This window comes from Cognatishimia sp. (genome assembly GCF_964229375.1).
Classification (GTDB): domain Bacteria; phylum Pseudomonadota; class Alphaproteobacteria; order Rhodobacterales; family Rhodobacteraceae; genus Cognatishimia.
The window spans coordinates 1-14287 of record NZ_CAXREH010000027.1 but is presented as its reverse complement, the minus strand read 5'-3'; the positions used below and the strand labels follow the sequence as shown (position 1 = coordinate 14287).

Sequence of the window (14287 nt, the reverse complement as noted above, 5' to 3'; positions counted from 1 at the left end):
GGCACAGCGTCAGGCGGCCGTCCAACCGATATGCACCGCAATCGACCACCTAGAGGTCTCCGGTTTGCAGCAGGATTTGTTTCCACACAGAGGTTTCGTCAAAAAGCGTCCATTCGCGACGCAGCCTGACGTCGCCCGTGATAAGCTCTCCGAACTCGGCCTGCGTGATGCCAAGGACAAAGACGTCTTTGCCCGTGGGCGTTCCAAAAGATCCCCAACCGTCGTGTTTGCCACTGAGCGTCCAGCGTACTGCGGCTCGTGGCGGCATGTTTGGATCATCGCGGCCAATGACGTGCTGCACTTTGAAGTCTGCATTCGGGAAGCTTGCACGCAGCCCCATCCAGAACTCATCCGCACCGTCAAAAGACAGCGCCTGAACGCCGCCGGGATATTCCAGATTGGCAGCACGGTCATAGGCTTCGGGGATCACGGTGAAATCTGCGTTCATCATCCGTGTCAGGATATCGGCAAGCCGTTGTCCCCACTCGCTGTCATTGCCGGTGCCTTTGTACGGGCCTTCGACCTCATTGGCCTGCGTATAGGGCTGGACGCAATTCTCTGGCCCACCCTCGCGCGCGATCAGATCGCGGGCATAGTCTTTGGGATCCCAGCCCAGCTGACGCACAATCGCGCCTTGGTCTCGGATCAGCCATTCGTCGTTGATCTGGTTGTTGATCGCGTGGCAGTCAGCCAAAATCCGGTAATGCAGTTTTTTGCCTGTCGGGGCCCCGTACACGCCGGGTTTTGCGTGGGTCGCGGTGGAATGCAGCCGATGCGAGGACAGCATCCCCTCTTCTGGGGTGCCAGACCAAATCACGTCTTCGCCAAACAGCGTGCGATCAGGAAATTCCGCCAAAGTCGCCATGGTTGCGCCGATGACGTTCTGGTTGCCGACCACGACAGAAGCCGGCGAGCGCACAACGATGTCTGGCGCATAGTAATCATGCAGCGTTGCAATGCCGCGATCTTCCCAGATCTCTTTTGTAATCCCGATAATGTAGTCGGGAAAATCTACGAAACGGTTAGAAAACCCCTTCATTGCTTCCATCCTTCCGGCACACGAGCCGATCCGCGCAGGATCAATGGCCCGTCAATTTCAACCCTACGCGGGCATTCATCTATGTCTTTGATTTTGCTCAACAGTATGTCGACAGTCTCCGCCACCATGCGGTTGGCGGGCTGGCGGACCGTCGTCAAACTATAGGCAGGCCAAGCGGCGGTTGGCACGTCGTCATACCCAACGACTGACACGTCCTCAGGCACCTTAAGATCCAGCTCAAACCGCAGCGTGTCCATGACCGCCATCGCCATGTGGTCGTTGGCAACAAACACGGCATCGGGCGCATCCTCGGCAAACATGTCTAATGTCGCCGCCCGCGCCTCTTCCATCACAAAGTTGCCGACGCCGCGCTTGTGTAATTTAAGACCCGCGGCCGTCAGACCTTGAACAAACCCTGCTTCGCGGTCGCGTTGGGTCGAAGCCCCTTCCCAACCGCCAATATAGCCAATTTTCTTATGCCCACCGGCGATGAGGAACTCGGCCACTTTGCGTCCGCCGGCGATGTTGTCACTGGTCACGGCAGACATATGCGGTGTGTCCTGCGAGCGGTTAAACAGCACCATCGGCACACCTGCGGCCCGGCAGCGTTCAGTCAGGTCCGAGGACATCGCGACCGAGGCCGCGATAATGCCATCCACTTGATAATCAAGAATTTCATCGACCACATTCTCGATATTGCCCGCCGTCTGAGAGGCCATGAAGATCAGGACGTGATAGCCTTCGGCCTGCAAAGCGTTAGAGAGCTTTTCCAGAACATCTGGATAGAACTGGTTTTCCAGATAGGCCACGACCAAGCCGATCATGCGGGATTTGCCCGAGACCATAGCACGTGCCAAGACATTGGGGCGATACCCCAATTCCATCGCCGCCTTGCGCACCTTTTCAGCCGTCTTGCGCGAGGCCGACGCGCCCGGCGTGAACACGCGGCTGACAGCCGACTGACTGACGCCCGCGCGGGCTGCAACTTCTGCGGATGTGATCTTAGCAACTGGCATTAATCTGCGGTCCAACCTCCATCAATCAGCAATGCGGATCCTGTGATCAGTGCGCTTGCATCAGAGGCGAGGAATACGACCGCACCCATGATGTCTTCAACCTCTCCGATGCGTCCGAGTTTGATTTTCTCTTCCACCCAGGCGCGCCGCTCGGGGCGGTCGAACGTCTGTTTCGTCAATGGTGTCACGATGAATGTCGGGCAGATCGTATTGATCCGAATACCCTTTGGGCCCCATTCAATTGCCATCGACTTGGTAAAGCCCTCGACCGCATGCTTCGTCGCGGCATAGACCGCGCGATCAATTCCACCCACTTTTGCCATCTGGCTTGAGATATTGATCAAAGACCCGCCGCGCCCGGCATCGACAAGCCCTTGGGCCACCGCCTTGGTCAGAAAATACGCGCCTTTAAAGTTGAGGTCCGAAACGGCGTCAAAATCCTCTTCGGTGGTCTCTAGTGCAGCGCTGTGGCGTGCAAGGCCAGCAGAGTTCACCAGAACGTCAAACGGCCCAGCTGACTTGACCGCAGAGGCCGTGGTCGCAACATCCGAGACGTCAACTTGCAGCGTTTGAACATCCCAGCCTTGCGCAGACATCTGATCTGCGATCTCGCGCAATTTGTCGGCCGACCGTGCCGCCAAGGTAACCTCGGCCCCGTATTCCGCCAAAGCCGCCGCACAGGCCAACCCAATCCCCGAGGACGCCCCCGTCACAAGGGCGCGTTTGCCCTTCAGATTGAAAGATGGCGTACGTGGCAATGTCATCAGACGTCTCCTACCGGGAATGGAATATACCCTGCACGCGTACTTTATTGAACTCTCGCATACGCGCCAGCACATCCACACCAAGTTGGCGATAGGCGTCCAAAAGATCGACCATAACCCAATTTTCGCGGATCAAGCCGTCTTCGATCCGCCAGAAATCCAGAGATTTCATCGTGATCTTCTTGCCCGCAGGCGCGATCCCCATCCAACCGTCATGGGTCACGGTCTGAATCATATTTGGCCAGCCTGTCACCGCGATATAGTCGGCGTCGCCAAAGAAGTGATACGTGATTTTGTGGCGCTCAAAACCGCGGTCGGGCATGGCGCTCAGAAACGGGATCTGGTGCCAATTGCGAAAACCAGCAATGCCCCGACCGGTGCCAATCCCAGCAGGTCCGTACCAGTTCATCTTCGGATGCCAGAACTTCTCCATCTCCATGACCTCGGGCCCACCTTGCGATGGATGCTTTTTGAGGTGTTCCAGCATGTCGATGACATGTTCGCACGAGGCGGTTGAACGTTCCTTGTCCCACGGGCCCTCAACGATCCCATCAAGGGTGGCTGGCCCCGGGATGCAGAATTCAAGGCCCAAAGACGGCGCCATCGGCCAGGCGCCAGCTTGCATCATCAGCTCAGGGATGTCCCAAAGCGCCTGAACCTCTACAACCTTGCCGTCCACGAACTTGAAAAACTCGTGAAACCGCATGTGCGCCAGATGCCCTGTTGGGGGGATATCGAGCCAAGGTGCCACAAAGGTTCCGATGTAGTGGCCACCACAGCCAATCCAGTCCTCTTCGTGATCGGCGGTCAGCCCGCCCATAACGATCCAGTCTCGGCGTTCCAGATCTGGCATCGCGTGAAACAGAGGCGCATAGCAGGTGTCATAGAACGCATCCGGGCCTGTCATGTCGTCCAGCGGATACGGCATATGGATGATTGCATCCTCTGCAATCAGGGCGCGCAGGGCCGCGCGCACGCCCTTTTCGTCGAAGTTGTACATCGCCTCGCGCAATGGCGCGATCAGGGCTTTGTTGGTTGTGTGTACGTCGGTCATTCTGTTCTCGTTGGTGTCGTGACAGCGCCCCTATTGGAGCGCGTCACATATTTTTCTGGCTATTCGGCCGCCATGCGTCGCGGTGCGCCAGTACCGTAAGGTACGTTCACGCCACCATAGCGCCGTACGCGGACGTTGCATTGCTCTGCGTGACCGACAAACCCCTCCAGCATACACAACCGCGAGCCATACTCTCCGATCATCGTCGCCGCCTCGTCGGTCAGAACCTTCTGATAGCTGTGCGTTTTCAGGAACTTACCGACCCAAAGACCACCCGTGTATCGACCCGCTTTCTTGGTCGGCAGCGTGTGGTTTGTACCAATAACCTTGTCGCCATTGGACACATTGGTGCGCGGCCCAAGGAACAAAGCGCCATAGCAGGTCATGTTCTCAAGGAACCAGTCATCGCGATCTGTCATGACCTGTACGTGCTCGGATGCAATGTCATCCGCCACTTCGAGCATTTCGTCATAGGTGTCGCAGACGATCACCTCGCCATAGTCCTCCCAGCTTACGGATGCGGTGCTGGCAGTCGGCAGGATTTTCAGAATGCGCTCGATGTCGCTGAGTGTGTCTTCGGCCAGTTTCCGCGAGTTCGTAACCAGGACTGCGGGCGAGTTATAGCCGTGCTCGGCCTGCCCCAGCAAATCTGTGGCGCACAGCTCTGCGTCGACGGTTTCATCGGCAATAACCATGGTTTCGGTCGGACCAGCGAAGAGGTCGATACCGACCCGACCGAAAAGTTGCCGCTTCGCTTCTGCGACAAATGCGTTGCCTGGCCCCACCAACAGGTGCACAGGATCAATGCTTTCTGTACCAATCGCCATCGCACCCACGGCTTGGATGCCACCCAGAACATAGATTTCATGCGCGCCGCCAATGTGCATCGCGGCGATTACGGCGGGGTTCGGCTCGCCGTTAAAGGGAGGCGTACAGGCGATGATACGCGGCACACCCGCCACGGATGCAGTCGCGACGGACATATGCGCCGAGGCCACCATCGGGAATTTACCGCCAGGCACATAGCAGCCGACCGACTGCACAGGGATGTTTTTGTGACCCAAAATCACGCCGGGCAGCGTTTCGACTTCGATGTCCAGCATCGAGTCCCGCTGCGCCTGCGCAAAATTACGCACCTGTTCCTGCGCGAACTTGATGTCGGCCATATCTTCTGGGCTGACCTTGGCGATAATCGCCTGAATTTCATCGTCGGTCAGTCGATAGCTTTCGCGGTCGAAATTATCGAATTTATTCGCCAGCTCGCGCACAGCCGTGTCGCCACGCTGCTCGATATCTTTCAACGTTGCCGAAACAATCGCTGCTGTTTTTGCATCGTCCTCGGCTCGATCCGCTTCGGGTTTTCCGCGTTTCAGATACTCAATTGCCATGACTTTCACCTTCGTTTTGTGGGGAGACCCCATCGAATTTTTCCCAGCCTTCGCCGCCGAACACATCAACGCCCAACTGCGCAGCCACATGGGCGAAATCTACGTTCACCCAATTGTCGACGATCTTGCCGTCGACCACTTTCCAGAAATCCATGTAGCGGATTTCAACACGTTTCCCTGTCGGTGCGATTCCAAGGAACTCGCCCGAATGGGTTGCTTCTTGGCGACCGAAAGCCGCCGCCCACTCGCCCATGTAAAGGCGGGCTTCATCGATACAGACTTTGTCGCTGAACGCCGCTTGGAACGGGCGTTGCCAATTGTCCTGAAACGCCTTCAGCCCCAATTTGGTGCCGCAGCCTTGGTTGCCCATCCAGCGAAACCCTTCGCTGAAAAACTGGCCAATGTCGTCGATCCGGTGATCGTTCAGACCGTCCACCATGCCTTCAATCACGGCTTTGGTGTCTTCGGTTTTGCTCATGTCTGTGTCGCGGGACAGAGCCGCTTGCTCGGGACGAGACCCTTTCATCTGAGGTCTCCTTTCAGTGTGCATTGAGGGAAAAAAGAAAGCTGTTGGCCCCCTTTTATGAAGTCCCTCGGCATCCTGTTCAGAGCCGGATGACGTGTCATGGCGTTGCTGCGGGCAGAGGCGCTCATGCCGCGTCCTCCGCGATAAATTCGGCGCCTTTCCAGCCGATCATCATGCTGGGCGCATTGGTGTTTGCGGAGGTAATCGCTGGCATGACGCTGGCGTCGGCCACCCAAAGGTTTTGGGTGCGTTTGACCGATAGGCGCTCGGAAATCGGCCCGCCCAGGCGTACGGTGCCCACGGGATGATACGCGGTGCCACAGTTCGCGCGAATGTGCTCTTTCAGAGCGTCGCCCGTGACAGCCTTGCTTGGAAAAACCTCTGGCGCGCGTCTTGTGCCGAAGTTGGCGGATTTCAGCAGCTCGCGCAGACGTTCCACACCGGCAGCCAGCGTATCAAGGTCGTCAGGATCCCTAAGCAATCCAAGATCAATCAAAGGCGCAGCTTTCGCGTCCTTAGTGGCAAGGCGCAGCCGCCCGCGCGATTTCGGACGGCACACGCAGACATCCGCAAAATAGCCGGACTTCATCTGAAAACGGTGCCCTTTGTGGGCCAAATGAAACGGAATAAAATGGCTCTGCACGTCGGGGGCCTGATCCTCACCACGCGCGTTGAAGAACATACCGCCTTCGACGGTTGGCGAAGCAAAGGGGCCCTGGCGCGACAGCGCATATTTCAGCGGTGCCAGTGCCCAGTTGACCCACTGCGCTGCCTCTAGCCCGTAGCCCGAACCAGCGCCCTCGAAATGCAAGCCGACACCCGGATGATCGTGCAGGTTCTCTCCAACGTCAGGTGCGTCCACACGACAGTCGATGCCAAGGTTTGCAAGATCGTCCTTGGGGCCGACGCCCGAGCGCATCAGAATACCCGGGGACGCAACAGATCCGGCGCTCAGGACGACGCCTTTGGACACGCGGATTTCGCTGCCGTCCACAAGAACGGCTCCGACGGCCTTATCGCCGTTCCAGATCAGACGGTCTACATGTGCACCGGTGCGCAGCTCGACCTGCTGGCCAATATTCATCGCGCGCGCTGCGGAATTTCTGCGGCCTTTGACCAGGTTGTAGGCAAACACCCCAGAGCTTTCGCTTTCTGGCGTCGGAGTTGAGTTGGCGAAAACCGAGGATAAGCCTTCGGTCAAACAATGCGGCTTCGCAAGTCTCTTGGGTTTCAGCGCAGCCTCGACCGCATCAAATGCTGGCGCAATGTCTTCATATCGCCAACCCTTGACGTTCCAGGTGTCGAAATCATCCCGGCGACCTCGGAACCAGGCCATCGAGTTGATCGAGCCGGACCCGCCAACCATCCGCCCGCGCGGCACCTTGATTTCGCGGTTGCCCGCGGCCTCTTGCGGCGTGGTCGTAAAGCGCCAGTCACGCTTGCTTCCCATCACCCAAATCAGTCCCATCGGAGTTTGCACCAGAGGGTGACGATCACTTGGCCCAGCCTCCAGGAGGATCACAGACCCAGCCCCTCGTCGCACCAATTCGGCGGCCATAATGCAGCCCGCCGAACCAGCCCCTATGACAAGGAAGTCCTTCATCAGCCTTTGACAGCCCCCGCGGTAAGCCCGGATACAATCTGGCGTTGGAAGAACAGGATCAGGACGAAGAGCGGAGCGGTCGCGGACACAACGGCTGCAACGGCGAACATGATGTTGCCCTGCACCTGAACCGAGCCAAGGAAGCTTGCAACGGCCGGCACCATGGTCTCGTTCGGTTTGCTCAGCAGCATCGAGGTCACGGCATAGTCGTTATAGGCAAGCAAGAAGCTAAACAGACCTGTGGTGATCACGCCTGGCCACATCACCGGCACGATCACGTGGCGGAAGGCTTGGAACCGGGTACAACCATCTACCATGGCACTCTCGTCCATGTCTTTGGGGATGTTTTTGAAGAAGCTATGCAGCATCCACAATGTGAACGGCTGGTTGATCGCCACAAGCACGATGATCGCCGTCCCCTTGAGCCCCCAGATGTTCCATTCAAAGAACGGCAGCATATAGCCCGAAACCAGCGTGATATGCGGCATTGCGCGGAAAATCAGCGCGGCCATCAAAATCCAGAACGCATAGCGGAACCCAGATCGCGCCAAGGCATATCCGCCAAGCGTGCCGAACGTCAGCGAGATAATCACAGTGAAGAACACGATGACCATTGTGTTGAGCACATTGCGCCAGAAAGACTCTTGAACCCAGGCACCAAAGTACCCGTTGCCTGTAAAGGGCCCGCCTGTTTCGCGGGTGGTGAACACACCATAGAGTGCGTTGGTCCAGTCCGCTTTGGAGAAGAAGTCACCCTGAACTTTGAAGCTGCCCCAGAAGGTCCACAGGAAGGGGAAAGCTGCAATGATAAGCCACGTGATCACCAGCGCGTAAGAGACGATCTTGAATGGGGTAAGACGGTTTTGTGCCTGAGTTGCCATTGTTTCGTTCCCTTAGTGAGACTTAGCGTTGAAGTCGCGCCAGGTGCGGATCAACACAGGTGTGAGAAGAATAGCGACGCCAATGATCGTCAGGATCGAGGTCGCGCCAGCCGATGCATAAAGCGGGTTGCCCGCTTCGCGCAGATCGCTCCAGATGAAGATACTCAGCGATTGGGCGTGGGCTTCGGCGTTAAAGCTGACGATGGGTTCAAAGACGCGGAAGTTGTCCATCAACAGCATCAAGGTCACAAAGGACACCAGCGGCATCAGATGCGGCACGACGACGTGGATCATGGATTGCCACTTGTTGGCGCCATCAATCTGTGCGGCCTCAAGCGTGTCTTTGGACACGGTCTGCAGCCCTGCATAGAAGGTGATGAAGCTAAAGGGCAGCGTGTGCCAAATCCCATAGACAATCAGCGCGATCCACATGAGCGGTGTCGATGATTTGATCGTCAAACTGGGGTCATTGAAGATATTCTGAAGCGTCGCCCCGATAATGCCCTCCCCGTCCAGCATCCATGACAGGATCATCGAGCCGACCACTGTCGCAACAAGGAACGGCAGCAAAGAGATAAAGATAGCGACACCGCGGAAGGCGCGTGGGAGGTTGTTCACGCCGACCGCGATTGCCAGCCCCAGGATCAAAACCGCCGGGGTTACAGTGAATGTGTAGGTCAGAGTAAAGATCAGAGCGCGATAGAACTTCAGGTCCATCAACCCGTTCACAAAGGACGCAAGGCCCGTAGACTCACTCCAGATTTCAGCAACTTCTGCCGACGCCAGGTGAGAGCGGTCAAAGTATGTGCTGAGACCATTGAACCGGCCCAGAGGTTTCTCTTCGCGCAAAGCTGCCGTGGCTTCTGCGTCGATAGAGGTGGTTTGGTTACACCCAAAAGGGCCGCAGCTTTCGGAGACGACAAGCACCTGCTCGTGCTCAACGAAAAGCGATTGGATGAAGACCGAAACAATCGGCAGCGCGATGAAAAGGATCATGGCCGAAAGCGTCGGCAGAATGAACCAAAAGAACGTGCGGTGTTTCATGTCCTAGACCTTTTTGGGGTGTCAAAATCTTTGGATGAAGGGGGCCGAAAAGCCCCCTTCTTGAGGTTCTTAGTTCAAGAAACCTGCTTCTTTCGCTGCGGTCACATAGGCCGCTTCGACGTCCGCCAGCGCATCTTCTGCGCTCTCGGTGCCTTTGTAGAAATCAACCAGTTCGGAACCCAGCGCGTTGTGCATCAGGTTCACGAATGGGATCATTGGGTAAGGCTTTGCACCTGCATTTGCTGTGGCAGAGACACCCGCCGCCGCTGGACCAGGCTGGAAGCCGTCGATCAGCCAGATGGCTTTGTCGTTGTGCTCTTTCATCAGGTCTGCGTTCAGGCCGCTGACCAGAGCAGCAAAGCTTGCTTCCGCATCTGCATCAGGCACGTTCTTGGCGATGGTCACACCATCCCACCACAGGGTCGCTGCTGGTGTAGAGCCACCGTTTGCAGTTGGCGCCATGGACAGTACGGTGTTCTCGGTAACCTCGGCTGTCGAGCCTTCGTCATCCAGAACCGCACCACCGCGCGAGCCCCACATGATCGCCATTGCGGCCTGACCTGCTTCCCAAAGGGCTTGGGTCTCGTTGGAGGCATGGCTCAGGTGATCTGGGTGGGTGTACTCGAGCAGAGATTTGATCGAGTTCAGCGCTGCAACGCCCGCCGCAGAATTCACCGCCGGCTCAGCAGTGCCTGGCTTGAACAACTCGCCGCCGTTCGCGAAATAGAACAGGTTAAAGACCTCGCCGACGTTCCAGCCGACTTTCATGTTCATCGCGATCGGGTATTCCATGATGCCTGCCGCGCGGATCTTTTCTGCCGCTGCAACCATCTCTTCAACGCTTGCCGGAGTGCCTTCGACGCCAGCCTGCTCGAGAATGTCAGTCCGGGTGAAGAGGTGCTGAGAGTTCGCCATGAAGGCAATCGCCATCACGTTGCCGTCGATGGTGATCAGCTGATGCGGCTTGAGGTTTGCACCGTATTTGTCGACCAGATCGTTCAGAGGACGCACGAGATCGTCGTTCATCAGCTGAGTGAGCGTAGAGTTCGCCACGATCACGCTGGTGTATTCCGCTGGGTTTGGTGTCAGCGCTTGGTTCATCATGTCACGTGTGTCGTCACGCAGATTGACAGTGAACTCGCCCGCGCCGCCAGAGCAGTTTGCTTCTGCCGCACCTGCAACCGCTTGGATCGCTGGGAAGTCAGAACCCAGAATACGAACCGACGCGCCGTCAGGACCACAGTTTGCATGACCACCTGCATAGGCAGATGTCCCCAGTAAAGCTGACATTGCACCAGCAACCATTACTTTCTTTAGAAACATGTCTTTCTCCCTGTTTCACGTTTTCTTGGATGCGCCTTGCAATCGCGCACCCCTCTAAGACGCTTATTAAATTGCGCCATATTTCAGGAGCTTACCCCCCTACACGCTCACCTGATTCAGCATCAAACAGGTGGCAATGTTCCATGGGAACCTTGATCGAGACCACGTCTCCGATGTCCGCACGATAGTTCTTGTCAGCCTTCACACTGACCAAAGACCCACCGATCCGAACCGAGACCATCGTCGCCTCGCCCAAAAGTTCCATTGTGTAAATCGGCGCGTTAATCTGGCCGCCGCTTTCTACAACCTCGGCGTCCTCAGCACGGAAGCCCAAAGTCATGTTTCCGTCTGGCGCCGTCAGGCCTTTGACCTCGACACCCTCGGCTGTGAATGTTCCGCCTGCCACGGTACCATCCATCAAGTTCATGGCGGGGTTGCCGATGAAGCTTGCGACAAATGCATTGGCTGGGCGGTCGTAAATTTCAGTCGGGCTGCCGACTTGCTGCACAACCCCCTGCTTCATGACAACCACACGGTCCGCAAGGGTCATCGCCTCGATCTGGTCATGGGTCACATAGATCGTTGTAACGGCCAATTCGTGTGACAGGTTCTTAATCTGTGCACGGGTCGAAACACGCAGTTTCGCATCAAGGTTGGACAAAGGCTCGTCCATCAGGAACACATTCGGCTCCCGCACAATGGCGCGCGCCAGTGCAACACGCTGACGCTGGCCACCAGACAATTCGGCAGGCTTGCGGTGCAGGAATTCGTCCAGTTCGACCATCGCAGAGGCGCGACGCACCTTTTCATCATGCGTGCTCGGATCTTCACCGCGCACTTTGAGAGGGAAGCGAATGTTGTCGTAGACGTTCATGTTCGGATAAAGCGCATAGCTTTGGAACACCATCGCCACATCGCGGTCTTTCGGCTCTAGGTCATTTACCCGCACACCGTCGACCAGGATGTCGCCCTCTGTGGCGTCCTCCAGCCCTGCAATCATCCGCATTGTCGTAGTCTTGCCGCAGCCAGACGGCCCCAAGAGCACGAGGAACTCTTTATCAGCAATCGTAAGATTGAAATCATCAACGCCAACGAAGCTGCCCCAACGCTTGCTGAGGTTCTTGAGCTGGATTTCGGCCATGAAGGCTCCTCCCGAGTGTCATCCATGCGATTTTTGCATACGCTTGCAAAAGGGTAGACTCGAGTCTTGGCTTCTGGCAAGAAGTTTTTGCAAACGTGTGCAAAAATCCATCAAAGGGAGAGGTCGCGTGGTCGACTTTCAAGCAGAAAAGCAATTGGTTAGAGACTTTTACGCGGCCTTGGACGCAGCCGACTCTGGGGCAGAGGCCGGTATTGTCGGTGACTTCATTGCACCGGAATACCTGTGGCGCGGCTTTCATCCTTTCAATGAATTGACCGACGCGATTCGTGTCGCGTCAGAGTTCTGGGCACCCCTGAAATCCTCGCTAAAACGCCTTCAGCGGCGTCAGGACGTGTTTATGGCCGGCAAGAACGAAACCGACGGCTTCGAGGGCGTATGGGTTGTGTCCATGGGGCACCTGATGGGCTTGTTTGATGAACCATGGCTGGGAATTGCGCCCACAGGAAAGATGGCTTTCCTGCGCTACTGCGAGTTCAACAAGGTCGCGAATGGCAAGATCGTCGAGACCGCGATGTATTTCGACATCCCACACCTGATGATGCAGGCTGGTCTGAACCCCTTCCCGCCCCAGACCGCGGCGCATCTGGTTCAACCGGGTCCTGCAACACATGACGGCTTGCTCTTTGACGCCCAGCCCGAGGCCGAAGGAGACGCAACCCTTGCAGCCATCAATGCAATGATCGGGGATCTGGGCACGTGGCAACTGGGCCTTCCGCTGGAAGAAGAGCTCGCCCGGACCTGGCATGATGACATGATCTGGTGGGGTCCCGCCGGAATTGGCGCGACATACACGATCGAGCGCTACGCGAAACAACACTCAGGCCCCTTCCGCGCGGCCTTCTCTGAACGCTCCAAAACAAACCACATCTGCCGCATGGCCGAAGGACACTACGGCGGCTTCTTCGGTTGGCCCAATTTCACAGCGCGTCACGATGGCGGCTTTATGGGCATGCCCGCCAGTGACAAGCACGGCGAGATGCGGGTGATCGACATCTATCGTCGCGAGGGCGACAAGCTGGCTGAAAACTGGATCTTCATTGATATGCTGCATTTCTGGAAAGGGCTGGGTGTGGATATTCTGGCCCGCATGCAAGAGGTGCAGCGCACATGATCGACGCCCATCACCACCTTTGGGATTTGAAGGCCGTGCACTACCCGTGGCTGATGGCCCAGGGCGTTGAACGGTTCTTCGGAGACCCCTCCCCCATTCAACGCGACTATTTGATCGACGAGTTCCGCGCCGAGGCAGGTGCCTGCGGGATCACCGGATCCGTGCATATCCAGGTCGGCGCAGAAGATCCGATGGCCGAAGCAAAATGGGTTCAATCTGTCGCCGACGCCACACCGGATTGGCCAATGGCGCAGGTGGTGTTCTGCGATTTGACGTCGTCCGACCTCAGCGATCAACTGGATGCCTATCAGCAGCTTTCGACAGTCAAAGGCGTACGCCAGATCATCGGCCGCGCCCCAGGCGAAGATGCTGTGACAGGCACAAACGACCTGCTGGACGATCCGGCATTCCTGATGGGCCTCAAAGAAGCTGGCGCGCGCGGGCTAAGTTTCGATTTGCAACTCATTCCCGAGCTCATGGAAAAAACCGCCGCAGTGATCGCACAGGCGCCTGCCACGCCCGTGGCGCTCTGCCATGCTGGCTCACCGCACGATCGCTCTGAAGCAGGCCTCGCAACCTGGGCCGCGTCCTTGCGCCATCTGTCAGAGCTGCCCCATGTCGTCTGCAAACTGTCAGGACTTGGGATGTTTGAACACAATTGGACGCCTCAAAGCCTTGCGCCTATCGTTGAGGAGGTCATTCGGCAATTTGGCCCAGACCGGGTTATGTTTGGGTCAAACTTCCCAGTCGATAAGCTTTATTCGGACTATAGACCGCTCTGGGACGCAAAGAGATCGCTTGTACCTGCAAGGCACCATGATCAGGTCTTCAAGTCGGTGGCACGAAGGTTTTACTTTGAAGCCTGATCCGTAAGCATAGCGAGCTTTGTAGGTACCTTTGACTGCGGAGGAGCAGAGACTGCTCATATTGCTTCGCTCGATGCCTCATTGCCCAGCGCCACTCGGCGAGAGCGGTGGATCGTATCAGCTTGAAGATTGATCTAGAATACAAGCTGCGTTCCGAGTTGAAGAGGTTGAGGACAGAAGCGTGGACGGATGCGAACGTAAGTAAACTTCGAAGTAGTCGGAAGCTTTGCATCGCCTGCTCCCGCCTTCGAAATTCACCGTGACCACCGACAAAACGCGAAACATATGCAGTGGGATTTGTTACACAAGCATCGCCTCAACAGTGTTTGACCCTCTTAGTGTCGAAAACGGTGCAAGCATTCGCCAATTTGCCACTGGGCGCGCAATGCGTGCCTTGACCTCACACTGATATTGGCGCCCCTGTTGTTTCGCGCTCCACCAATTTTGCGGGGACCAAAGTCGTGGTCGGCGGCATACTTGGTTCATTCATGCGCTCAAGAAGAATCCGCG

13 protein-coding genes are annotated in these 14287 nt (G+C 56.9%); 2 read left to right on the top strand and 11 right to left on the bottom strand.

Features of this window, described 5'->3' with window-relative positions:
• Positions 1-49: 49 nt before the first annotated feature.
• The 11 genes from ACEQWH_RS02180 to ACEQWH_RS02130 all read right to left on the bottom strand — a co-directional run bounded on the left by ACEQWH_RS02180 (position 50) and on the right by ACEQWH_RS02130 (position 11779).
• A complete protein-coding gene (locus tag ACEQWH_RS02180; RefSeq protein ID WP_370227891.1) occupies positions 50-1039 on the bottom strand; it encodes an ester cyclase in 990 nt (329 codons plus the stop codon).
• Positions 1036-2055 (bottom strand): LacI family DNA-binding transcriptional regulator, encoded by a 1020-nt coding sequence (locus tag ACEQWH_RS02175; protein ID WP_370227889.1) that lies wholly within the window; start codon positions 2053-2055, stop codon positions 1036-1038. The genes ACEQWH_RS02180 and ACEQWH_RS02175 overlap by 4 nt, the downstream gene beginning before the upstream one ends.
• Entirely contained in the window at positions 2055-2819 is a 765-nt protein-coding gene (locus ACEQWH_RS02170) for an SDR family NAD(P)-dependent oxidoreductase (protein ID WP_370227887.1), read from the bottom strand. Before ACEQWH_RS02170 ends, ACEQWH_RS02175 begins: the two co-directional genes overlap by 1 nt.
• 10 nt (positions 2820-2829) lie before the next feature.
• Positions 2830-3873 (bottom strand): ester cyclase, encoded by a 1044-nt coding sequence (locus ACEQWH_RS02165; RefSeq protein ID WP_370227885.1) that lies wholly within the window; start codon positions 3871-3873, stop codon positions 2830-2832.
• 59 nt (positions 3874-3932) lie between these two features.
• Entirely contained in the window at positions 3933-5261 is a 1329-nt protein-coding gene (gene hisD / locus ACEQWH_RS02160) for a histidinol dehydrogenase (protein ID WP_370227883.1), read from the bottom strand.
• Positions 5251-5787: an ester cyclase gene (locus tag ACEQWH_RS02155; RefSeq protein ID WP_370227881.1), complete on the bottom strand. Its 537-nt coding sequence runs from the start codon at positions 5785-5787 to the stop codon at positions 5251-5253. Before ACEQWH_RS02155 ends, hisD begins: the two co-directional genes overlap by 11 nt.
• A 124-nt stretch (positions 5788-5911) precedes the next feature.
• On the bottom strand, positions 5912-7390 hold the full coding sequence (locus tag ACEQWH_RS02150; RefSeq protein ID WP_370227880.1) for a GMC family oxidoreductase: 1479 nt from the start codon (positions 7388-7390) through the stop codon (positions 5912-5914).
• Entirely contained in the window at positions 7390-8271 is an 882-nt protein-coding gene (locus ACEQWH_RS02145) for a carbohydrate ABC transporter permease (protein WP_370227878.1), read from the bottom strand. The genes ACEQWH_RS02150 and ACEQWH_RS02145 overlap by 1 nt, the downstream gene beginning before the upstream one ends.
• 12 nt (positions 8272-8283) lie before the next feature.
• Complete coding sequence (locus ACEQWH_RS02140; protein ID WP_370227876.1) at positions 8284-9315, bottom strand: carbohydrate ABC transporter permease; 1032 nt, start codon at positions 9313-9315, stop codon at positions 8284-8286.
• Between the two features lie 69 nt (positions 9316-9384).
• Positions 9385-10638, bottom strand: coding sequence for an ABC transporter substrate-binding protein (locus ACEQWH_RS02135; RefSeq protein WP_370227874.1), 1254 nt, complete (start codon positions 10636-10638; stop codon positions 9385-9387).
• 91 nt (positions 10639-10729) lie between these two features.
• Positions 10730-11779, bottom strand: coding sequence for an ABC transporter ATP-binding protein (locus tag ACEQWH_RS02130; RefSeq protein WP_370227872.1), 1050 nt, complete (start codon positions 11777-11779; stop codon positions 10730-10732).
• Positions 11780-11906: 127 nt separating this feature from the next.
• On the opposite strand from ACEQWH_RS02130, the gene ACEQWH_RS02125 reads away from it, so the two are divergent.
• On the top strand, positions 11907-12911 hold the full coding sequence (locus ACEQWH_RS02125) for an ester cyclase (RefSeq protein WP_370227870.1): 1005 nt from the start codon (positions 11907-11909) through the stop codon (positions 12909-12911).
• Positions 12908-13777: an amidohydrolase gene (locus tag ACEQWH_RS02120; protein WP_370227868.1), complete on the top strand. Its 870-nt coding sequence runs from the start codon at positions 12908-12910 to the stop codon at positions 13775-13777. Before ACEQWH_RS02125 ends, ACEQWH_RS02120 begins: the two co-directional genes overlap by 4 nt.
• Positions 13778-14287: the final 510 nt, after the last annotated feature.

Bases quoted from the DNA above. Each gene is read 5' to 3' on its own strand.
- ACEQWH_RS02150 (WP_370227880.1), bottom strand. From the start codon at position 7,390: ATGAAGGACTTCCTTGTCATAGGGGCTGGTTCGGCGGGCTGCATTATG.
- ACEQWH_RS02120 (WP_370227868.1), top strand. From the start codon at position 12,908: ATGATCGACGCCCATCACCACCTTTGGGATTTGAAGGCCGTGCACTAC.
- ACEQWH_RS02145 (WP_370227878.1), bottom strand. From the start codon at position 8,271: ATGGCAACTCAGGCACAAAACCGTCTTACCCCATTCAAGATCGTCTCT.
- ACEQWH_RS02175 (WP_370227889.1), bottom strand. From the start codon at position 2,055: ATGCCAGTTGCTAAGATCACATCCGCAGAAGTTGCAGCCCGCGCGGGC.
- ACEQWH_RS02180 (WP_370227891.1), bottom strand. From the start codon at position 1,039: ATGAAGGGGTTTTCTAACCGTTTCGTAGATTTTCCCGACTACATTATC.
- ACEQWH_RS02140 (WP_370227876.1), bottom strand. From the start codon at position 9,315: ATGAAACACCGCACGTTCTTTTGGTTCATTCTGCCGACGCTTTCGGCC.
- ACEQWH_RS02170 (WP_370227887.1), bottom strand. From the start codon at position 2,819: ATGACATTGCCACGTACGCCATCTTTCAATCTGAAGGGCAAACGCGCC.
- ACEQWH_RS02155 (WP_370227881.1), bottom strand. From the start codon at position 5,787: ATGAAAGGGTCTCGTCCCGAGCAAGCGGCTCTGTCCCGCGACACAGAC.
- ACEQWH_RS02130 (WP_370227872.1), bottom strand. From the start codon at position 11,779: ATGGCCGAAATCCAGCTCAAGAACCTCAGCAAGCGTTGGGGCAGCTTC.
- hisD (WP_370227883.1), bottom strand. From the start codon at position 5,261: ATGGCAATTGAGTATCTGAAACGCGGAAAACCCGAAGCGGATCGAGCC.
- ACEQWH_RS02165 (WP_370227885.1), bottom strand. From the start codon at position 3,873: ATGACCGACGTACACACAACCAACAAAGCCCTGATCGCGCCATTGCGC.
- ACEQWH_RS02135 (WP_370227874.1), bottom strand. From the start codon at position 10,638: ATGTTTCTAAAGAAAGTAATGGTTGCTGGTGCAATGTCAGCTTTACTG.